The organism is Pseudomonas sp. NPDC090592 (assembly GCF_044769185.1).
In the GTDB taxonomy this organism is placed as follows: Bacteria; Pseudomonadota; Gammaproteobacteria; order Pseudomonadales; family Pseudomonadaceae; genus Aquipseudomonas.
Genome location: NZ_JBIVXJ010000042.1, coordinates 31,240 through 48,234, shown reverse-complemented (window position 1 = coordinate 48,234; position 16,995 = coordinate 31,240). Strand labels below are relative to the sequence as shown.

General features: G+C 59.5%; 11 protein-coding genes, 1 pseudogene and 1 riboswitch. Of the genes and pseudogenes, 5 read left to right on the top strand and 7 right to left on the bottom strand.

Annotation, left to right across the window (positions count from 1 at the left end; genetic code table 11):
* Positions 1–170: 170 nt before the first annotated feature.
* The 4 genes from ribB to ACIQUI_RS26380 form a co-directional block, all read right to left on the bottom strand.
* Positions 171–821 (bottom strand): 3,4-dihydroxy-2-butanone-4-phosphate synthase, encoded by a 651-nt coding sequence (gene ribB, locus ACIQUI_RS26395; RefSeq protein WP_403203673.1) that lies wholly within the window; start codon positions 819–821, stop codon positions 171–173.
* Between the two features lie 80 nt (positions 822–901).
* Positions 902–1,043: riboswitch (FMN riboswitch) on the bottom strand.
* Positions 1,044–1,237: 194 nt separating this feature from the next.
* Positions 1,238–2,128, bottom strand: a complete 891-nt coding sequence (locus ACIQUI_RS26390) for an alpha/beta hydrolase (protein ID WP_403203671.1) — start codon at positions 2,126–2,128, stop codon at positions 1,238–1,240.
* A gap of 82 nt (positions 2,129–2,210) precedes the next feature.
* The gene (locus tag ACIQUI_RS26385; RefSeq protein WP_403203669.1) at positions 2,211–3,557 is read right to left on the bottom strand and encodes a histidine kinase sensor domain-containing protein; all 1,347 of its coding nucleotides are present in this window, start codon (positions 3,555–3,557) and stop codon (positions 2,211–2,213) included.
* On the bottom strand, positions 3,557–4,249 hold the full coding sequence (locus tag ACIQUI_RS26380) for a response regulator transcription factor (RefSeq protein ID WP_403203667.1): 693 nt from the start codon (positions 4,247–4,249) through the stop codon (positions 3,557–3,559). Before ACIQUI_RS26380 ends, ACIQUI_RS26385 begins: the two co-directional genes overlap by 1 nt.
* A 182-nt stretch (positions 4,250–4,431) precedes the next feature.
* On the opposite strand from ACIQUI_RS26380, the gene ACIQUI_RS26375 reads away from it, so the two are divergent.
* The 4 genes and pseudogenes from ACIQUI_RS26375 (at position 4,432) to ACIQUI_RS26360 (ending at position 10,467) form a co-directional block, all read left to right on the top strand.
* Positions 4,432–6,609 carry a TonB-dependent siderophore receptor gene (locus ACIQUI_RS26375; RefSeq protein ID WP_403203665.1) on the top strand — a complete coding sequence of 726 codons (2,178 nt, stop codon included), beginning with the start codon at positions 4,432–4,434 and terminating at the stop codon, positions 6,607–6,609.
* Between the two features lie 597 nt (positions 6,610–7,206).
* Positions 7,207–8,244, top strand: coding sequence for a YhcG family protein (locus ACIQUI_RS26370; RefSeq protein ID WP_201199869.1), 1,038 nt, complete (start codon positions 7,207–7,209; stop codon positions 8,242–8,244).
* 36 nt (positions 8,245–8,280) lie between these two features.
* A pseudogene (locus tag ACIQUI_RS26365) lies at positions 8,281–8,958 on the top strand (TonB-dependent siderophore receptor); the annotation flags it as partial.
* A gap of 288 nt (positions 8,959–9,246) precedes the next feature.
* Entirely contained in the window at positions 9,247–10,467 is a 1,221-nt protein-coding gene (locus ACIQUI_RS26360) for a glycosyltransferase family 4 protein (RefSeq protein WP_403203663.1), read from the top strand.
* 15 nt (positions 10,468–10,482) lie between these two features.
* On the opposite strand, the gene ACIQUI_RS26355 is transcribed toward ACIQUI_RS26360, so the two are convergent.
* Positions 10,483–11,439, bottom strand: a complete 957-nt coding sequence (locus ACIQUI_RS26355) for a FecR domain-containing protein (RefSeq protein ID WP_403203661.1) — start codon at positions 11,437–11,439, stop codon at positions 10,483–10,485.
* Positions 11,432–11,971, bottom strand: a complete 540-nt coding sequence (locus ACIQUI_RS26350; RefSeq protein ID WP_403203659.1) for a sigma-70 family RNA polymerase sigma factor — start codon at positions 11,969–11,971, stop codon at positions 11,432–11,434. Before ACIQUI_RS26350 ends, ACIQUI_RS26355 begins: the two co-directional genes overlap by 8 nt.
* A gap of 189 nt (positions 11,972–12,160) precedes the next feature.
* Between ACIQUI_RS26350 and ACIQUI_RS26345 the strand changes: the two genes are divergently transcribed.
* Positions 12,161–15,100, top strand: a complete 2,940-nt coding sequence (locus ACIQUI_RS26345) for a TonB-dependent receptor domain-containing protein (protein ID WP_403203657.1) — start codon at positions 12,161–12,163, stop codon at positions 15,098–15,100.
* Positions 15,101–15,329: 229 nt separating this feature from the next.
* Here the strand turns inward: ACIQUI_RS26345 and ACIQUI_RS26340 are convergent, their stop codons facing one another.
* Positions 15,330–16,970 (bottom strand): hypothetical protein, encoded by a 1,641-nt coding sequence (locus ACIQUI_RS26340; protein ID WP_403203655.1) that lies wholly within the window; start codon positions 16,968–16,970, stop codon positions 15,330–15,332.
* Positions 16,971–16,995: the final 25 nt, after the last annotated feature.

Here is a 16,995-nt window from a genome sequence, read left to right as displayed (position 1 = left end):
TAGCAAGGGTGGCATTCGCCCTGATGAAGAATCAGGACGAATACACCACCAAAGGCGTCAAACCGGCTTGCTGAAAACCATAGAATCTCCCACAGAGAACACACAAGCCTTGAGCCTTGTGCAGTAAATGTGGGAGCGGGTTTACCCGCGAATGGCCGAGAGGTGGTCTATCAAGCAGGCTCTGCTTCCAGCTCCAGCATCGCCTCACGGTACCGCGCCAGTTCCTCGATGGTCAGCACCGGCAGATTGTACTGCCGCGCATACACCGCTACCTGCTCGCCACGGGCCATGCTGCCATCGGGGTTCATCAGCTCGCACAGCACCGCAGCCGCTCGCAGGCCTGCCAGGCGGGCGATGTCCACCGAGCCTTCGGTGTGCCCACGGCGGGTCAGTACCCCGCCATTGCGGGCGCGCAGCGGGAACACATGCCCCGGGCTGACGATATGGCGCTGTTCGGCGCTGGAGCGCAATGCCGCGCCAATGGTGGTGATGCGGTCCTGGGCGGAAACGCCGGTGGTGATACCTTCGGCCGCCTCGATGGTGACGGTGAAGCCAGTGCCGTGGCGGGCCTGGTTGTTCTGCACCATGGGTGCCAGCTGCAACGCGTCGACGGTGGCTTCGTCCAGGCACAGGCAGACGATGCCGCTGCAATCGCGAATCATCATGGCCATGGTCTGCAGCGTGATGTTCTCGGCGGCGGCAATGATGTCCGCTTCGTCCTCGCGGTCGTCATCGTCGAGCAACAGCACAGGGCGCCCGGCCTTGAAGGCGGCGATGGCCGCGGAAACATTGGGGAATTGCGGGTGTTGAAGGGTGGACATGAAACGCTCCTCGTGAATGATCGATGAACGTCTCGGGGCGAACAAAATGCGCGCGCAGGGGCGCCTGAATGGCCCCTGCCTGACGCCTTCTTTCATCCGGACTATGACCGTCGGCTCTGGAGTTGCACCAGATCTGCTGACCCCCGGCATGGCCGGGGCGCTCGCGGGCTCATCTTTCGATTTACCGCCGGTGGGGACTTTCACCCCGCCCTGAAGACCGGCCAAGCATACCGCACAGGGCTACCCTGTTGGCAACCCGTGGGCCTGCGACCTTTGGCGCAATCGTGCTGTGTCATGGGCTAACAAGTGCGCTGCCCGTGCGGGCCTCTTCGCGGGCGCGCCCGCTCCCACAGGACCACCACAGCGTTCAAGACTTGTGTGGGAGCGGGCATGCCCGCGAAGAGGCCCGCACAGGCTTACCGCGACATCCCTTCAATCACCCGATTCAACGAAGCCGGCAACATCGGGCCATGCCCCAACCCGGAAAACCGCTCGAACCGCACCTGCAACCCCGGCACCCTGGCCAGGTCCGTCACCAGCTCACGTGCCGGCCGCTCCACATCCCCTGGCACCGGCATGCGCGGGTTTGCCGGCTCTTCACCGCCACGCATCAGCAACAACCGCGGCCGGCTGCTGCCCAAGCGCTGCTCCAGCCCCTGCGCTTCGCTCACGATTGCGCCGTCATGCCACCACAGCGAAGGGCTTGCTGCCGCATAGTCACTGAACGCCCCGGGGCGGGTGAACAACGCATGCAGCACAGCCAACCCACCGTAGGAATGGCCCCATAGCGTCTGCCGTTGCACGTCGATTGGGGCCAGCCCGGCCACCATCGGTCGCATGCGTTCGGTCAGCAGGTCAAGAAACGCGTCCGCGCCACCGCTGGGCTCCCCGGTCAGTGGGTCACGTTGCTCTGCCTGCCCAGGTAATGCCGGGGTGTAGTCATAGGTACGCCCGGTGCGCTCGATACGCTGTTCGGTCTGGTACCCAACGGCCACCAGCAAGGGCGCCTGGCCGGCGGCGAGCTTGTCCAGTAGCTGGCTGTCCAGCGCGCCTATCGCGGCATTGCCATCAAGCATCCATAGCACCGGGTACCCCGATACTGGCGCCGGGCGCTTTGGCTGGCCGACCCACAAGCGGTAATGGCGCTGGCCGTCGGCCGAGTCCAGGTCGAGTTGGGTGAAGCGGTAGGCCAGGTCCTGGCGCTGCAGCAGCGAGGTGTCCATCTTCTGGTTTCGCTCGGGCTGCGCCAGGGCAACAGGCGCAGCGAGGGCCAGTGCCAAAGCCAGGGTCAGGGTCATCTTGCTCATCAGGCGTCTCGTCAGGGCTTTGCGAGGGGCGCAAGGCTGTAGCGCCCAGATGATAATCAGTCCTGATTGAGGGTAAAGCGCATTAACTTTCTAAACAGTGCCGGGCGGCGGGCAGGGTCAAATGCAGGCACAAACCAGGGTGACCATTACTGGCCCATAACCGGCCACCTTGCAGTTCGATGGCGCGGCGAGCGATGGCCAGGCCAAGGCCGAAGCCAGCGCCGCTGTCGGCCAGGCGCTGGTAAGGCTTGAAAATGCGTTCGAGGTCGGCGTGCGCTACACCGGGGCCCTGGTCGCTCAGGCGCAGGTGCCATATGTCGCCCTCGCGCCAGCCATCCAGGCTGACCCGGCCCTCGGCCGGGGAGTGGCGTATGGCATTGCGCAGCAGGTTTTCCAGGGCCTGGGCCAGGCTGTCCAGGTGAGCCTCTACCAGGCAGTCGGTTCCCAGCGAGCATGGCAGGCGTGCAGGATCCCAGCCGCTTTCGAAGCAGACGTCCTGGCACAGGGCTTCCCAGACGGAAACCATCAACACCGGCTCGCTCGGCAAGCTGGGTTGTTCGGTGTCCATCCAGGCCAGGTCCAGGGTGTCTTCCAGCAGCTTCTGCATGTCGGCCACTTCGCGGTCCAGGCGCTCGCGCAACTGCGGCGGCGGCAAATCGCTGTCATGGGCAATGCGCAGCCGCGCCAGCGGGGTGCGCAATTCGTGGGACAGCGTACGCAGCAGCAGGCGCTGTTGCTCCAGGCTCTGGCGCAGCCGCCCGGCCATGTGTTCAAAGGCTTGTGCCAGTTCACCCAGTTCATCGCGGCGCTCCTGCAAGGGCAGGGTGGGGCTGTCCAGGTCATCGGCACGCAGGGCGTCGGCGCGGTCGCGCAGGCGGTTGAGCGGCACCACCAGATGCCGGTACAGCGCCAGGCCCAGCAGCAGCGCGAGCAGGGCAGGGGCAACACCGTGGGTAACCACATGGGTCCAAGGTGTCAGGCCGGTGGGCAGCAGGCGTTCGGGCAGTTGCAGTACCAGGCGGCCGTGTTCGGGGTGTTTCGGGAATTCGATGCTGACGTATGGCAGCTCATCCCGCAGTCGCCGGCTCATTGGCCAATCGAGTTTGCGCATGAAGGTCAGGTGGCTGGCCTGCTCGGCGCTCAGCGGCGTGGTGGCAAGGCTTTGCAGGTGCGGCCCGATAACCGCCACCCAGGTGTCCTCGGCTTGTTCCAGTTGCCTGCGCCAGGTCTCGACGCCCACTGCACCGCCTTGCTCCCAGGCGTCTTCAGCTTGTTGCGCATAGCGCGCCAGGTAGTCCTGGTCGGCCTGGGACAGGAAATAGGTGCTGCGCTCCACCGACAGGCCCCATGTCCAGATCAGCCAGACAAGCAACAGGCAGAAGCTGACCTGCAGCAGGGCCAGTTTCCACAACAACGGGTGGCGCCGCATCAGGGCTGCTCCGCGTCGACCAGGATGTACCCCTGGCCGCGCACAGCCTGGATCTGCAGGTGCTGGGCATTGATGTCGGCCAGTTTGCGGCGCAGGTTGCACACGTGCACATCCAGGCCCCGGTCTAGGCGGGTATAGGCCCGGTGCAGCACGGTCTGGTAGAGGAATGGCTTGCTCAAGGCTTCGCCGGGATGCGCCCGCAGCGTCACCAGCAAGCGGAACTCGGACGCGGTAAGGCCCGCGGCACTGCCGTTGTGGATAACATCCTGGCGGTCGTGGTCCAGCATCACCTCACCGACGTCGGCCCGCAGCGCCGTGCCGCGATCGAATGCCACGCGCCGCAGCAAGGCGTCGACCCGTGCGTCCAGCTCCGCCAGGCTGAAGGGCTTGGGCAGGTAGTCGTCCGCACCCCGGGTAAAGCCGCTGATGCGGTCCTGCTCGGCCCCCAGCGCCGACATCAGCATGACCGGCACCGCCTGTTGCCGACGCAGCTCGTCGAGCAGACTGAGGCCGTCCATGCCTGGCAGCATGATGTCCAGCAGCACCAGCTCGAACTGCGATTGCCGTATGGCATTCAGGGCCTGTGTGCCACTGGCGCATGCCTGTACCTGAAAGCCGCGGTTGAGGAAATGGCGTTCCAGGTCATGACGCAGGCTTGCGTCGTCTTCGGCAAGGAGGAGTGAGGTGGGCACGGCGAGCCTTGAATGAGAACTTGTATCAGTTACGAATCATCCCATTGCGCGTGGCCAGAGGGCAACGCCTTGATGTGTTAAGAAGGTTAATGATGCTGCACCCCCGTTTTTCCTCCGGTATCGTTCGCAAAAAGCAACTTGTATCGTTTGCGAATTAATATCATTTGGGCAAAGGGTGTGTCATGACCGGTTTCAAACGTGTGGGGAGCCCGCGACGGGTACGGGGCTTGCTGGTGCTGGGGTTGCTGGCGCCGTTTTCGTTGTCGGCGCTGGCTGAAACGGTAGCGACCCAGGCGGCCGCCGAAGACAGCTCACTCGACCTGCCGGCACTGACCATCGAAGGCAACCGCCTGTACGACATGCTGCCCTCGGAAGCGACCGGTGGCTACAGTGTCGATGCCGCGACCGTGGGCACCAAGACGCCTGCGGCGCTCAAGGACATCCCGCAATCGATCACCGTGTACACCCAGGACTACGTCAAGGACCGCCAGTTCGTGCACCTGGACGACCTGGCCAAGTACACCGCCGGCCTGCGCACCCTGACTAACGACAGCGGCCGCTCGTCGATCTACGCCCGTGGCTACGAGTACAGCGAGTTCAACATCGACGGCCTGCCGGCTCCCATGGCCAGCATCTTCGGCACCGTGCCGTCGCTGGCGGCGTTCGACCGTGTCGAAATCATGCGTGGCCCGGCCGGGCTGTTCAGCAGCACCAGTGAACTGGGTGGCATCGTCAACATGGTGCGCAAGCGCCCGACCGCCGAGTTCCAGGGCCACATTGAAGGCAGCTACGGCACCTGGGACACCAACCACGAAGAAATCGACCTGAGCGGGCCGCTGGATGACGCCGGCCGCGTGCGCGGGCGTTTCATCGCATCCCGTGACGACACCAATGGCGAAGTCGATTACAACGCCAACACCAGCAACAGCTACTACGGCGCGCTGGATATCGACCTGGACGACGCCACCACGCTGTCGTTCGGCCTGATGCACGAAGTGAAGAACATCACCCCGCACAACGGCTACCCGGCAACCTTGTCTGGCGACGTACCCGACTTCAGCCACTCGCGTTTCCTGGGTGCTGACTGGAACTACTTCGACGGCAATACCACCGACCTGGTCGCCGAGCTGACCCACCGCTTCGACAACGGCGGTTATGGCCGTGTCGCCGCACGTGGTTCGCACCGCGACACCAATTACCTGTACGCCTTCACTGCAACCAACGCCACTACCGGTGCCAACTCCGAGCGCGCCAGCGCCCGTGACTTTACCCAGGACACCTACTCGCTGGACGCCAGCTACAGCCAGCCGTTCGAAGCGCTTGGCCAGGTCAGCGAATTCGTGGTCGGCACCGACTACAAGAACTACGACACCGAGTACCTGAACGGCACCACCAACCTGGGGGCCATCAACGTCAACACCTACTCGCCGAAGCAGTTCGCCAAACCGTCGCCCAACTACAGCACCGAGACCGGCATGCAGGAAGAGGAATACGGCCTGTATTCCAAAGTCACCTTCCGCCCGATCGAGCGCCTGGCGCTGATCGCCGGTGGCCGGTTCAGCTGGTATCGCGGTGACTTCTACACCACCACCCTGAGCAGCGGTGCTACCACCAACGACAGCAAGCGCGTGGATGGCCACTTCACCCCGTATGGCGGCCTGGTCTACGACCTGACCGAGAACCACGCGTTGTACGCCAGCTACTCGCAGGTGTTCAAGCCGCAGTCCGACACCGACAGCAACGGCCGGGTGCTGAAGCCGCGTGAAGGCGAGCAGTACGAATTCGGCCTGAAGAGCAGTTACTTCGGCGGCGATCTCAACACCCGCTTCTCGGTGTTCCGCCTGACCGACAAGAACCGCGCCACCACCGAATATGACGAGGATGGCGTAGACACCAACTTCTCGGTTGCCTCCGGTAAAACCCGCGTCAAAGGTGCCGAAGTGGAAGTGAGCGGCAAGCTGACGCCGAACTGGGAACTGCTGGCCGGCTACACCTGGATGGAAACCGAAACCCTCAAGGGTGATGCCGAAACCACGTTCTTCATCATGCCGCGCAACCAGGCGTCGTTGTGGAGCAAGTACACCATCAGCCAAGGCCCGCTGAGCGGCCTGGCCATTGGCGGCGGTGTATCGGCGATGAGCAACTTCTATTCCGAGAATGGCGGCGTGCGCATCGATGCACCGGGGTATGCCACCGTGGATGCGATGCTGTCGTACCCGGTGACCTCGAAGCTGACCGCCACCTTCAACGTCAACAACCTGTTCGACCGGGACTACCTGTCGCGCGTGGGCTCGACCTCGACGTTCAACTTCTATGGGCCGTCGCGCAGCATGATGGTTGGGGCGCGGTATGACTTCTAAAAATCAGTTTTTTCCCGTTGCGTGTAGGTCGTTTCTGAAATAGCTTCCTATCGCCTTTGCGCCATTGCGGTGGTGTTCTCGGCGGCCTAGTCTGGCCCTGTCGTTGCCAAATCAGCGACCGGGTCTGCAAGCCCGTAGAGAGCAAAAAATGTCCACTATCGATAGCCAATGGCAGGCCATTGCGCGCGCTTGATGGTGGCTACGTATGGGAGGTTTTCGAACCTGCCGGGTTTTGCTCTCTGCCGGTCTTGCAGACCCGTACGTGGCCGCCACCCATCACACTGCAAGTCATGGGTGGCAGCTCTAGCCAATCTATAGAGAGTGTCATCATGCTAAATATTGTTCCCGATCCACCCCACGCCGTTCACTCCCTCGAATACAACCTCACTCAGGCCTCGGGCTTTGCACCAAGGCCAAGTTGATCTTTCGGCTGTGTCGAGCCTTTCGTGGGTAAACCCGCAATGAGCTCGGCATGAGACATTGAGCGCTGGATATGTCCTGAAAAGCTTGTAACAAGGGACGCCGTTCATCTCTGGAGTAACCTATAAACTCAGGCCAACGCTATGCCCCGCAGGCGGCAATTGAAGAGGAGAAACCATGACCGACCTGTTTACAAACCTGACAGCACCACCCGAAGGCTATGGCGACTGGTTGTCCGAACTCAAGGTTCGCATTCAAAGCGCGCAGCAGCGTGCAGCTTTGGCGGTCAACCGAGAACTGGTTCTGCTCTACTGGCAGATCGGCCATGACATTCTGGTTCGTCAGAGCCTGCAAGGTTGGGGCGCCAAGGTGATTGATCGGTTAGCCGTGGATTTGCGTGTTGCATTTCCAGAGATGAAGGGCTTCTCACCACGCAATCTGAAATACATGCGGGCATTTGCTGCAGCCTGGCCAGATTCGCAGTTTGTGCAAGAGACGCTTGCACAATTGCCTTGGTATCACCAGTTGACGCTGCTGGAGAAATTGTCCAATGCACAGTCACGTCGTTGGTACGCGGCCCAGGCGATCGAACACAACTGGTCGCGAAATATTCTTGTCATTCAGATTGAAAGCCAGCTGATGGAGCGTAAAGGGCAGGCCCTGAGTAATTTTGAGCAGAGCCTTCCCAAGGTCGAGTCTGACCTCGCACGCGAGTCGCTCAAAGATCCATATCGCTTCGACTTCCTTACTTTGACGGCTGATTCTCAAGAGAGAGAAATTGAGCAGGCTCTGGTCAAGCATGTGACAGACTTTCTACTCGAGCTCGGTTCCGGATTTGCCTTTGTAGGGCGTCAGGTCTTGCTGGATGTTGGCGGGGACGAGTTCTTCATCGACCTGCTCTTCTATCACCTCAAGCTGCGTTGCTACGTGGTGATTGAGTTGAAGGCAGGAAAGTTTAAGCCAGAGCATCTAGGGCAGTTGAGCTTCTATCTGACCGCTGTTGACGCTCAGGTCAAGCATCAACAGGACGGACCGACAATAGGTCTGCTTCTGTGCAAAAGCAAAAACAAGGTTGTTGCGGAGTATGCGTTGCGCGACAGTCGAAGACCCATGGGTGTGGCTGAGTATCAATTGATTGAATCGTTACCACCTGAACTGCAAACTAGTTTGCCTAGTATCGAGGATATCGAGCGAGAACTCGCTCTAGGTAAATGAAGCCGGGTGGCTTAAATGAATCGGTGGAAACACCTGTACGCGCTGTACGCCAGCTACTCGCAGGTGTTCAAGCCGCAGTCCGACACCGACAGCAACGGCCGGGTGCTGAAGCCGCGTGAAGGCGAGCAGTACGAATTCGGCCTGAAGAGCAGTTACTTCGGCGGCGACCTCAACACCCGCTTCTCGGTGTTCCGCCTGACCGACAAGAACCGCGCCACCTCCGAATATGACGAGGATGGCGTAGACACCAACTTCTCGGTTGCCTCCGGCAAAACCCGCGTCAAAGGTGCCGAAGTGGAAGTGAGCGGCAAGCTCACGCCGAACTGGGAACTGCTGGCCGGCTACACCTGGATGGAAACCGAAACCCTCAAGGGTGATGCCGAAACCACGTTCTTCATCATGCCGCGCAACCAGGCGTCGCTGTGGAGCCAATACACCATCAGCCAAGGCCCGCTGAGCGGCCTGGCCATTGGCGGCGGTGTATCGGCGATGAGCAACTTCTATTCCGAGAACGGCGGCGTGCGCATCGATGCACCGGGCTATGCCACGGTGGACGCGATGCTGTCGTACCCGGTTACCCCGAAGCTGACCGCCACCTTCAACGTCAACAACCTGTTCGACCGGGATTACCTGTCGCGTGTGGGGTCGACTTCGACATTCAATTTCTATGGGCCGTCGCGCAGCATGATGGTTGGGGCGCGGTATGACTTCTGACCGCCGCCTGTGAACAGGGCAGGCTCCAGGCGGGTGGGTGTTTTCAGGAGCTAGGCCAATGAAAACAAGGGCTTGCCCCGGCCGCCTGGAGCCATGACAAATTTTTGCCGCTTGGCGTGTGCAATCGGCAAAGGCGCACTAGAGTTAATGCCCAACGGAGCGCTTGCTGTGTAGGCAGGAGGTCTGCAAGGACGCTGGAACGTTGTTGAGATGGACGGCTGGTAATGAGGAGTAAGCCCCATGTAGACAATGAAATCGAGAGTGTCCTGGCATCCCTGCGAGGGGAATATGATTGAAGACCCATACATCCTCTTCACCCGAATTCCTGTTGTCGTAGACCAGCAAGGCAATGTGTTCACAGACCCCCTGTGGGTCAAAGACATAGCGCTGCATCTGGGCTACATAAAGCACTTCAGCATGTGCTGCCCTGTAGAGCACGATGGCAGCATTGACGGGCTGCAAAGCATCAGTCATCTGGATATAAAACGGATTTACGGGTTGCGCAAAGACTATGGGCTTGCGTCAGTCCTGAAGAATTTCATTCCGAATTTCGTCACCGTTTTCATCGCCTGCAAGCGTGCCAGGATCGTCCATTCGGACGGGGCCGGTTGGGCATTCCCCTTGTCCTTCTATGTGTTGCCGCTCAAGCCGTTGTTGCGCTTTCAATGGGTGATTGTCATAGAGTCTTCTTTCTGGATGTTGGCTCAGGGGCAGGCGCGAACCCTCAGGGCACTCATTGACCACCATGTACACACCGTGTTGTTGAAGCGCTGCGTGAAACTGGCGAATGCCAGAATATTTACCCAGTCCTTCTACAAGGATTACTTTCTGGGGCGCAACAACAGCCGCACGTTGATCAACCCTGCCAGCTGGCTCGATAAAAAGTTCATGGCGGCCCCTGAAACTGTCAGAAAACGATTCGACGGCAGGCGTGGCCGTGCACTCCACTTGCTTTACCCGTCACGTCTCGTGCTGGATAAAGGTGTTCTGGTAGTGCTTGAAGCCATTGAGCAGCTGGAGGTCGAATGCATTGATAGCACCTTCACCCTGATGGGGGAGGGTGATTTGAAAGCGCACTGCCTGCGCTTTGCCGCGCAAAAGCGTGGCGGCGTCCAGGTGAAGTTTTTGAACGCAGTTGATTATGGCAAAGACTTTTTCAGCATCATTGCCCAGCATGACTGGCTGTTGGTGCCGACATTGAAGCAGGAACAGCCCCGCATCATTTTTGACGCGTTCAGCCAGGGCGTTCCCGTCATAGGTTCAGACACCTCCGGGGTGCTGGACATCACCAGCGAGCACAACGCATTGACGTTTGAAACCGGGAACCCGTCCAGCCTGGCAGAGCGCATTCGTCATGCTGCCCGGCAGCCCGAACTGGCGTTGGAAATGGGGCTCGCGGGGCTGGATTATGCGACGGGGAAAACTCACTTGCAGATGCATCAGGTGCGCGAGGAGTTCCTCAAGAGCAGCCTGAAGCTCTCTGCCAGCCCGCGCGCCGACCAGGACTGACGACCGGCCAGCCGATCAGCGACTGATAACCACCAGCCCACCCGCCTGTCGAACCTGCAGCCCGTAGGTCTGCGCCAGCATGGCCAACGCCAGCGGCAGGTCGTCGACCGGGAAGGTGCCAGACACCCGCAGCTCGCGCAGGGCAGGGTCGCACTCAAGGCGCGGGTCGGCGTAGCGCATCAGCTCTTGCGCCCATTGTTGCAATGGCATGTCATCAGCCACCAGCAAGCCGCGTTGCCAAGCCAGGCTGGTGTCGCGCACTTCCTCGATACGTCCCATACGCTCCCGGCTGAACCGAACCTGCTGTCCGGCGCGGATGATGTTCTCGCCTGCCGCCGGGCTGGCGCTTTCGGGGCGTACCTGCACGGCGCCTTCATGCACCTCAAGCAAGGTTTCATCGGCCAGCTGGCGCACGCTGAACCGTGTGCCCAGCGCCAGCAATTGCCCCTGCAAGGTTTGCACCCTCAGCGGCCGTGGGTCGGCAGCGGTCACGATGTATACCTCGCCACGGCGCAGGTGCAGCAGCCGTTGCGCGCTGTCGAAAAGCAGCGCCAAGGCACTGTCGGTATTGAGGATGATCTGCGTGCCGTCGGCGAGCCGTGCGTGTTTGCGCTCACCCACAGCCGTTTGGTAGTCACTGGCAAAACGCCCTGCCTGCGAGCGCCAGCCCCACCACGCAAGCGGGGCGGCGCCTATCAGCAGCACCAGGCCGCGCAGCACCGCGCGCCTGCCCGACGGGCGTTGCAGGGTGGGCCTGGCCAGCGTTGGTGGCAGGCTGCCCAGGCGGGACAGCAGGCGCTGCGCCCTTTTCCATGCACGTTCGTGCTCCTCACTGGCAAGCCGCCAGCGTTCCAGTTCGAGCTGCTGGGCAGGCAGCAGCGGCGCTTCCTGCATCAGCATCAGCCATGAGGCAGCCTGGGCAAGCACTGGCTGCGCGATGGCATCGTCGGGCGTTGCAGAAGCGTTATTCATCGGGCATTTGCGTCAGGCAGGCCAGGTAGGCTTCGTGGATGTACTTCTTCACCGTTGGCAGGGCGATGTTCAAGGCCACGGCGATGTCCTTCTGCTTCATGCCGTCCAGTGTCGCCATCAGGAATGCCTGCCTTGCCCGCGGTCGCAGCTTGTCCAGCACTGCGTCGATCTCATGCAGGGTTTCGAGGATCACGCATTGCAGCTCCGGCGAAGGCTGCTCGGGCTCTGGCAGCAACAGCAGCGCTTCGAGCCACGCCTGCTCCAGCGACTGCCGGCGCCGCCAGCTGACCAGCACGCAGTTCGCGATGCGCGTCAGGTAGGCACGGGGTTGACGAATCGGCTCGACCCGCGCGCCCTGGCGGCTGGCCAGCACACGCAGGAACGTATCCTGGGCCAGATCATCGGCCACCCCGCGTCCCCACGACCTCAGCCGGTAGGCAAGCCAGTTACGCAGCCAGGCATGATTCTCGATGTACAGCGTTTCGATGCTGCACGGCTCGGTACTGTTCGGCGGGGAGAAGGGGGCATTCATCGTCGATTGAATTGATTAGGAGGCTGTCGCAAATGCAAACCATTATCACTAGAATTGCTCAACTCACAAGGCCAGTTCGGTAAATTCGGACCCTTCCCGTTCTTTCATATCCTTTTTTCGATCTCGTGCGACAGAGGAGGTAACAGCCCGCCGCCAGTGGCAGGCGCAAACCCTACGAGCGAGAAAAGCATGCTCCCAGTACGTTCTCCTTCACCTGTTCCGCGCCTTCGGCCTTGCCTGTCGCCCATCACCTTTGCCCTGCGTTGCACCATGATCAGCTGCTGCGGCGCAGGCCTGCTGAACACCAGCGTGGTTCTGGCCCAGGGTGCCGACAGGGCTGCGCTCACGGCTACCCGCCTGGACGACGCCACGCTGCGTGACTACAACATTGCCCAAGGCCCGTTGGGCACAGCCCTGGGCAGCTTCAGCAGCCAGTCCGGGCTGCTGGTGTCGTACGAGCCTGAGCTCACCCGCGGGCGAACGGCGCCGGCCCTGAAAGGGCGGTACACGGTCAGCGAGGGCATGCAGCGGTTGCTCGCCAACAGCGGGTTGCAGCTGGTGCCAAGTGCTACCGGGACCTACGTGTTGATGGCACAGGGTACGCCTGCCGGTGCTGCGGCAGAGTTGTCGCCGACAATGGTCGAGGCTGCCGCGCAGGGCCCGCAGGTGGACACCTACAGGGCGCCGCGCTCGTCAGTGCACTTGACCGGCGAGCAGATCGACCGCTTCGGCCGGGTGTCTGCGGGCGACCTGCTTAACGGCGTCCCCGGCGTGCAGGTGGGCGACACCCGTAATGGCGGCGCCCTGGACGTGAACATCCGTGGCATCCAGGGCCAGAGCCGGGTGGCGGTCAAGGTCGATGGTTCCGAGCAGGCCCTGGATGTTTATCGAGGTTATGGCGGTACCCAGCAGCGCAGCTATATCGACCCCGACCTGATCAGCAGCCTGACCGTGAACAAAGGGCCGTCAACCAGGTCCGGGGCCATTGGCGGCACGGTGGAGATGCAGACGATTGGTGTGCAGGACATTCTGCTGGACGGTAACCAGGTCGGCGTACGCCTCAAGGGCGATTTCTGGAACAACGGCGTAGCCCCCGTTCACCGCAGCACCAGTTCCAAAGATGAAAGCCTGTCCGCGCCCCCACGCGACAGCCGCGGCAGCCTGTTTGGCTCCGAGGCCGAATCTGGCAGCGCGGCTTTTGCCTTCACCACCGAGCGGCTGGACGTGGTGGCAGCGTATGCGCACCGCAACCAGGGCAACTACTTTTCCGGCAAGAAAGGCCAGGACCGCTACCGCATCCACGACGAATACGGCCGGGAGCAGCCGAGCGTGGCGATGACCTACAACGCCGGCGAGGAAGTGCTCAACTCTTCATCGAAAACCGACTCGTACCTGCTGAAGGCTACCTGGCGGATAGCCGACGACCATACGCTGGACTTGGGCTATCGCCGCTACGATGGCCGCACTTCCGAGATCATGCCTTCGGACATCTACCGCTTCGGCACTGCGGGTATCTACCAGTACCCCTTGGGCGAGGTGAAGATCGACACCTATACGGCACGCTACCACTACCTGCCTGCCGGCAACCCGTGGGTCGACCTGACCAGCAACCTGTGGATGACCGATGCCACGACCAGCTTGCTGAGCTCGGCCTGGACGGCGCCTGTTTCGCAGTTGTTTCGGTCTGACCGCAGCTGGACCCGCCAGGACAACCGCCGAATTGGTGGCGACCTGAACAACGTCTCCCGGTTCGAGACGGCCCATGGTGACTTCAAACTCGAGATGGGTGGCGCCTTCCAGCTCGAAGACCTGCAACCGCAGAAAAGTGTGCTGATCACCCAGCATGACATCGATGCCAACCGCACCCTGCGCGATGCCTCCCGGCAGGAGTTCAGCTTCAACGGCAAGCTCGAGTACCAGCCGACCGAGCAGCTGACCCTTTGGGGTGGTGGCCGTTACAGCCATTTCCACACCAAGGACAACACCGTGCTCTCCACCGCCCGACGTGAGGACCGTGAGGTGCGATACATTTCGGCAAGTGGCCCGAAAGGCTGGGGCAGCATGACCTGGTTCCCCGACCAGAACGGCCAGTACACCGATGCCACCGACCCCAGGCTGAACAACGGCATCGTCTTCGGCAACAGCAACGAGCCGTTCAATGGCGTGCGCTTCAACGACTTCGGCGCCACCAGCGTGGAGGTCAACCCCGAAGGCATCAGCAGCGTGGTCACCGGCTACGACCATAGCCCGCAGGGCAGCAGCAGTGGCGGCGGCTTCTCGCCGGCATTCGGCATCAACGTCGAACTGATGCCCGACACGTTCTTCTATGTCACTTACACCCAAGGGCTGCGCCTGCCGTCGCTGTTCGAGACCAGCCAGGGCACCCAGCAAGTCGCCCCCGGCAAAAGCCTGAAGCCCGAACGCTCGCAAAGCTGGGAGGTCGGCGTCAGTGCGCTGCGCGACAACCTGTTTACCGAACACGATTCGGCCGCGATCAAGCTTGCCTACTTCGACAACGTGATCAAGAACTACATCACCCGGTATTACGACCCAAGCCCGGGGCTTTGGGGCCTGATGACCTTCAGCAACACCGACAGCTTCAGCACCCGCGGCCTTGAGCTGCAATCGCACTACGACGCCGGCCGTGTGTTCGCCGACCTGTCGGCCACCTACTACCTGAAGACCGAGACCTGCGACGCGGAATTTGCCGGCAAACTGCGCGCCACGGCCAACCCGTACCAGAAGACCGAGAACACACCCAACTGTACGCCGGGCAGTTTCATGGGCTCTTACACCAACACCCAGAACCCGCCGCGGTTTTCCGCCAACCTGACCAGCGGCGTACGCTTCTTTGACGAGGCATTGACCGTGGGTGGACGGGTGACCTACACCTCCGGGCCTACCAATACCCTCGACAAGCCTTGGCAGTCCGGCGCCACCACGCCGCAGATCGAATACCGCTCGGTTGCGCTGTTCGATCTGTTCCTCAAGTACAAGTTGCTTGAGAACACCGAGGTGAATGCGTCGCTGCAGAACCTGACCGACCGCTACTACCTGGACCCGCTGGCGCAAAGCTTCATGCCGGCACCGGGGCGGACGCTGCGGGTGGGCGTGACGTCGCGGTTCTGAGGGAAGGTGAAGGCGGTGGCACAGGGAAAGTTGCCATCGCCTGTAAAACCGAGGGGCATTAAAAAGCCGGCTTGTGGCCGGTTTACTGTTCGCCTAAGTTGAGGATTACGAAGCCTCGCTGCGTGGAACTGCGTGCCTCAAGAGCACCACCGGTGATGCGCAGGCCCACCTCTGCAGATTGGCATGAGCTAGTGCAATTCCAGTACATGTCAAGCTGTAGAGGCAGTGCTTATATTATGCTATTTTTTGATAAATCTAATACAAATATGTCAATTAGCCCTTTAAGATCTTGTGGCAGCATTTCCTCAACGCTATTTTTTAGAGCCTGAGCGGATGTAATTCCATGATTCTTACGTTCGGCGACTGATTCCGTCTCGCCGAACCAAAGTATGAGGTATATACCCTGTGCCTCCGCCTCTGGATGAATGGCGTAGCGCTCGTAAAGCTGAGTTGAAGCTGCGCTATAAAGCTCTCTGTGCCATTGTCCTTTTACTTCGGTTACAAGTAGTCGTCGTTTCCCGTTGATTATTTTTGCGACGGTGAAATCACTTCGTTTTTCTGATTTGAGATGGTGTTCAGGAGTTATGATGATGTTTTGATGTCTAAGAATTAGGCTAAGCCTTTCAGCAATTATTTCGGTGCATGATTCTTCTCCAAGTCTTGCTCCATTGCTATAGAATCGGTCTACCGAATTGTATTCGCCTCCAGAAATGTATTTCTGATATTCCTGTAGTTCTTGGATTATGAGTTGTCGTAGACCTTCCACGGTAACTATGGAGTCACGATCAAGTCTGTTAACTACATCTCGTGTTGAGGGTGGATCGAATGCTTCCAGAGATTTTTTACGAATCTGTGCTGCATGTATGCTCTTCAAATCTGAGTGTGCATCGAGAAACCTTTCATCTGAAAGGAGTCGGTTCAAAACAGGAATGGCTCTAACTGGAGAGTCAGAGCTTATTGACCAAGAGATCTCGCTCAGGAAACGATATGCCTTTTCCTCGGGCGGACTGTCGGACCCCCATAGGGTGGGCAAATGAACTTTTGGCCATTCTTCGATAAACGCTACTAAGATTTTTTCAATTTTGATAGAGTTGAGCTTTGGCCAATGGATGTTGTCATGGTTACTCATGTTTCCAGAGTAGCTACTAAACGCATGAACAATATTTTTATCAGACTTAAGCCAAGCCCAGTATTCTTCTGGAGGATGTTCAAGGAAATACCAGGCACGTAGCAGCCAGAAAGCGCGTCTCTGTGTAGTTTCTTGACTATCCACTGTAATAAAATTTTCAGGCATTAGCTCTGAGCATCGTTGAAAAATTAACTCATTCAGTTCGTCTTTAGGAGCTTCTTCGATGGCGATGTCAAATAAGGTATTGAGCGATTCTAAAGGTGCGTTGCAATATTTTTTGAGCCATTCAAGAGAAAGCTTATGTCTCAGGCTTTTGAATTTTTCATCATATCTCAGTAGCGAGACTTTCGCGCGGGAAGAATGAGAAGAAAGTTGAGGTTCAACGTATTTTCTTAGGAAGTATTCTGCGCTTTCAGGATCGGCGAAGAGAATGCTGTCGACTTCTTTCTTTAATACGTCTCGATCTTTGCTAGATACTGATCGGTAGTGCATGTCTAGGCCGGTGCGAAGAGCCTGCAGTAATCTGTATTCAACTTTTTTTAGAGATCCTTGCTCTCTAAGGATTTCTAAGCATGCAGCGTAAAGTACGACTTCAGATTGATTGTATCTTGAGGATCCATGAAGTTCTGAAAGTTCCTTTAGAGTAGGTACGGTGGATGATATGAAGTCAAGGCAATTTTGTAATGACTTGCGCACTAATTCATTGTCTTCAAATTCTTCTATGATTTTGTCAGGTTGCATCAGAGTAAGCTCTGCGAAGCGAACT

Coding starts and splice junctions, on each gene's coding strand:
- ribB (WP_403203673.1), bottom strand. CDS start 821: ATGTCCACCCTTCAACACCCGCAATTCCCCAATGTTTCCGCGGCCATC.
- ACIQUI_RS26390 (WP_403203671.1), bottom strand. CDS start 2,128: ATGAGCAAGATGACCCTGACCCTGGCTTTGGCACTGGCCCTCGCTGCG.
- ACIQUI_RS26385 (WP_403203669.1), bottom strand. CDS start 3,557: ATGCGGCGCCACCCGTTGTTGTGGAAACTGGCCCTGCTGCAGGTCAGC.
- ACIQUI_RS26375 (WP_403203665.1), top strand. CDS start 4,432: ATGACCGGTTTCAAACGTGTGGGGAGCCCGCGACGGGTACGGGGCTTG.
- ACIQUI_RS26370 (WP_201199869.1), top strand. CDS start 7,207: ATGACCGACCTGTTTACAAACCTGACAGCACCACCCGAAGGCTATGGC.
- ACIQUI_RS26360 (WP_403203663.1), top strand. CDS start 9,247: ATGATTGAAGACCCATACATCCTCTTCACCCGAATTCCTGTTGTCGTA.
- ACIQUI_RS26355 (WP_403203661.1), bottom strand. CDS start 11,439: ATGAATAACGCTTCTGCAACGCCCGACGATGCCATCGCGCAGCCAGTG.
- ACIQUI_RS26350 (WP_403203659.1), bottom strand. CDS start 11,971: ATGAATGCCCCCTTCTCCCCGCCGAACAGTACCGAGCCGTGCAGCATC.
- ACIQUI_RS26345 (WP_403203657.1), top strand. CDS start 12,161: ATGCTCCCAGTACGTTCTCCTTCACCTGTTCCGCGCCTTCGGCCTTGC.
- ACIQUI_RS26340 (WP_403203655.1), bottom strand. CDS start 16,970: ATGCAACCTGACAAAATCATAGAAGAATTTGAAGACAATGAATTAGTG.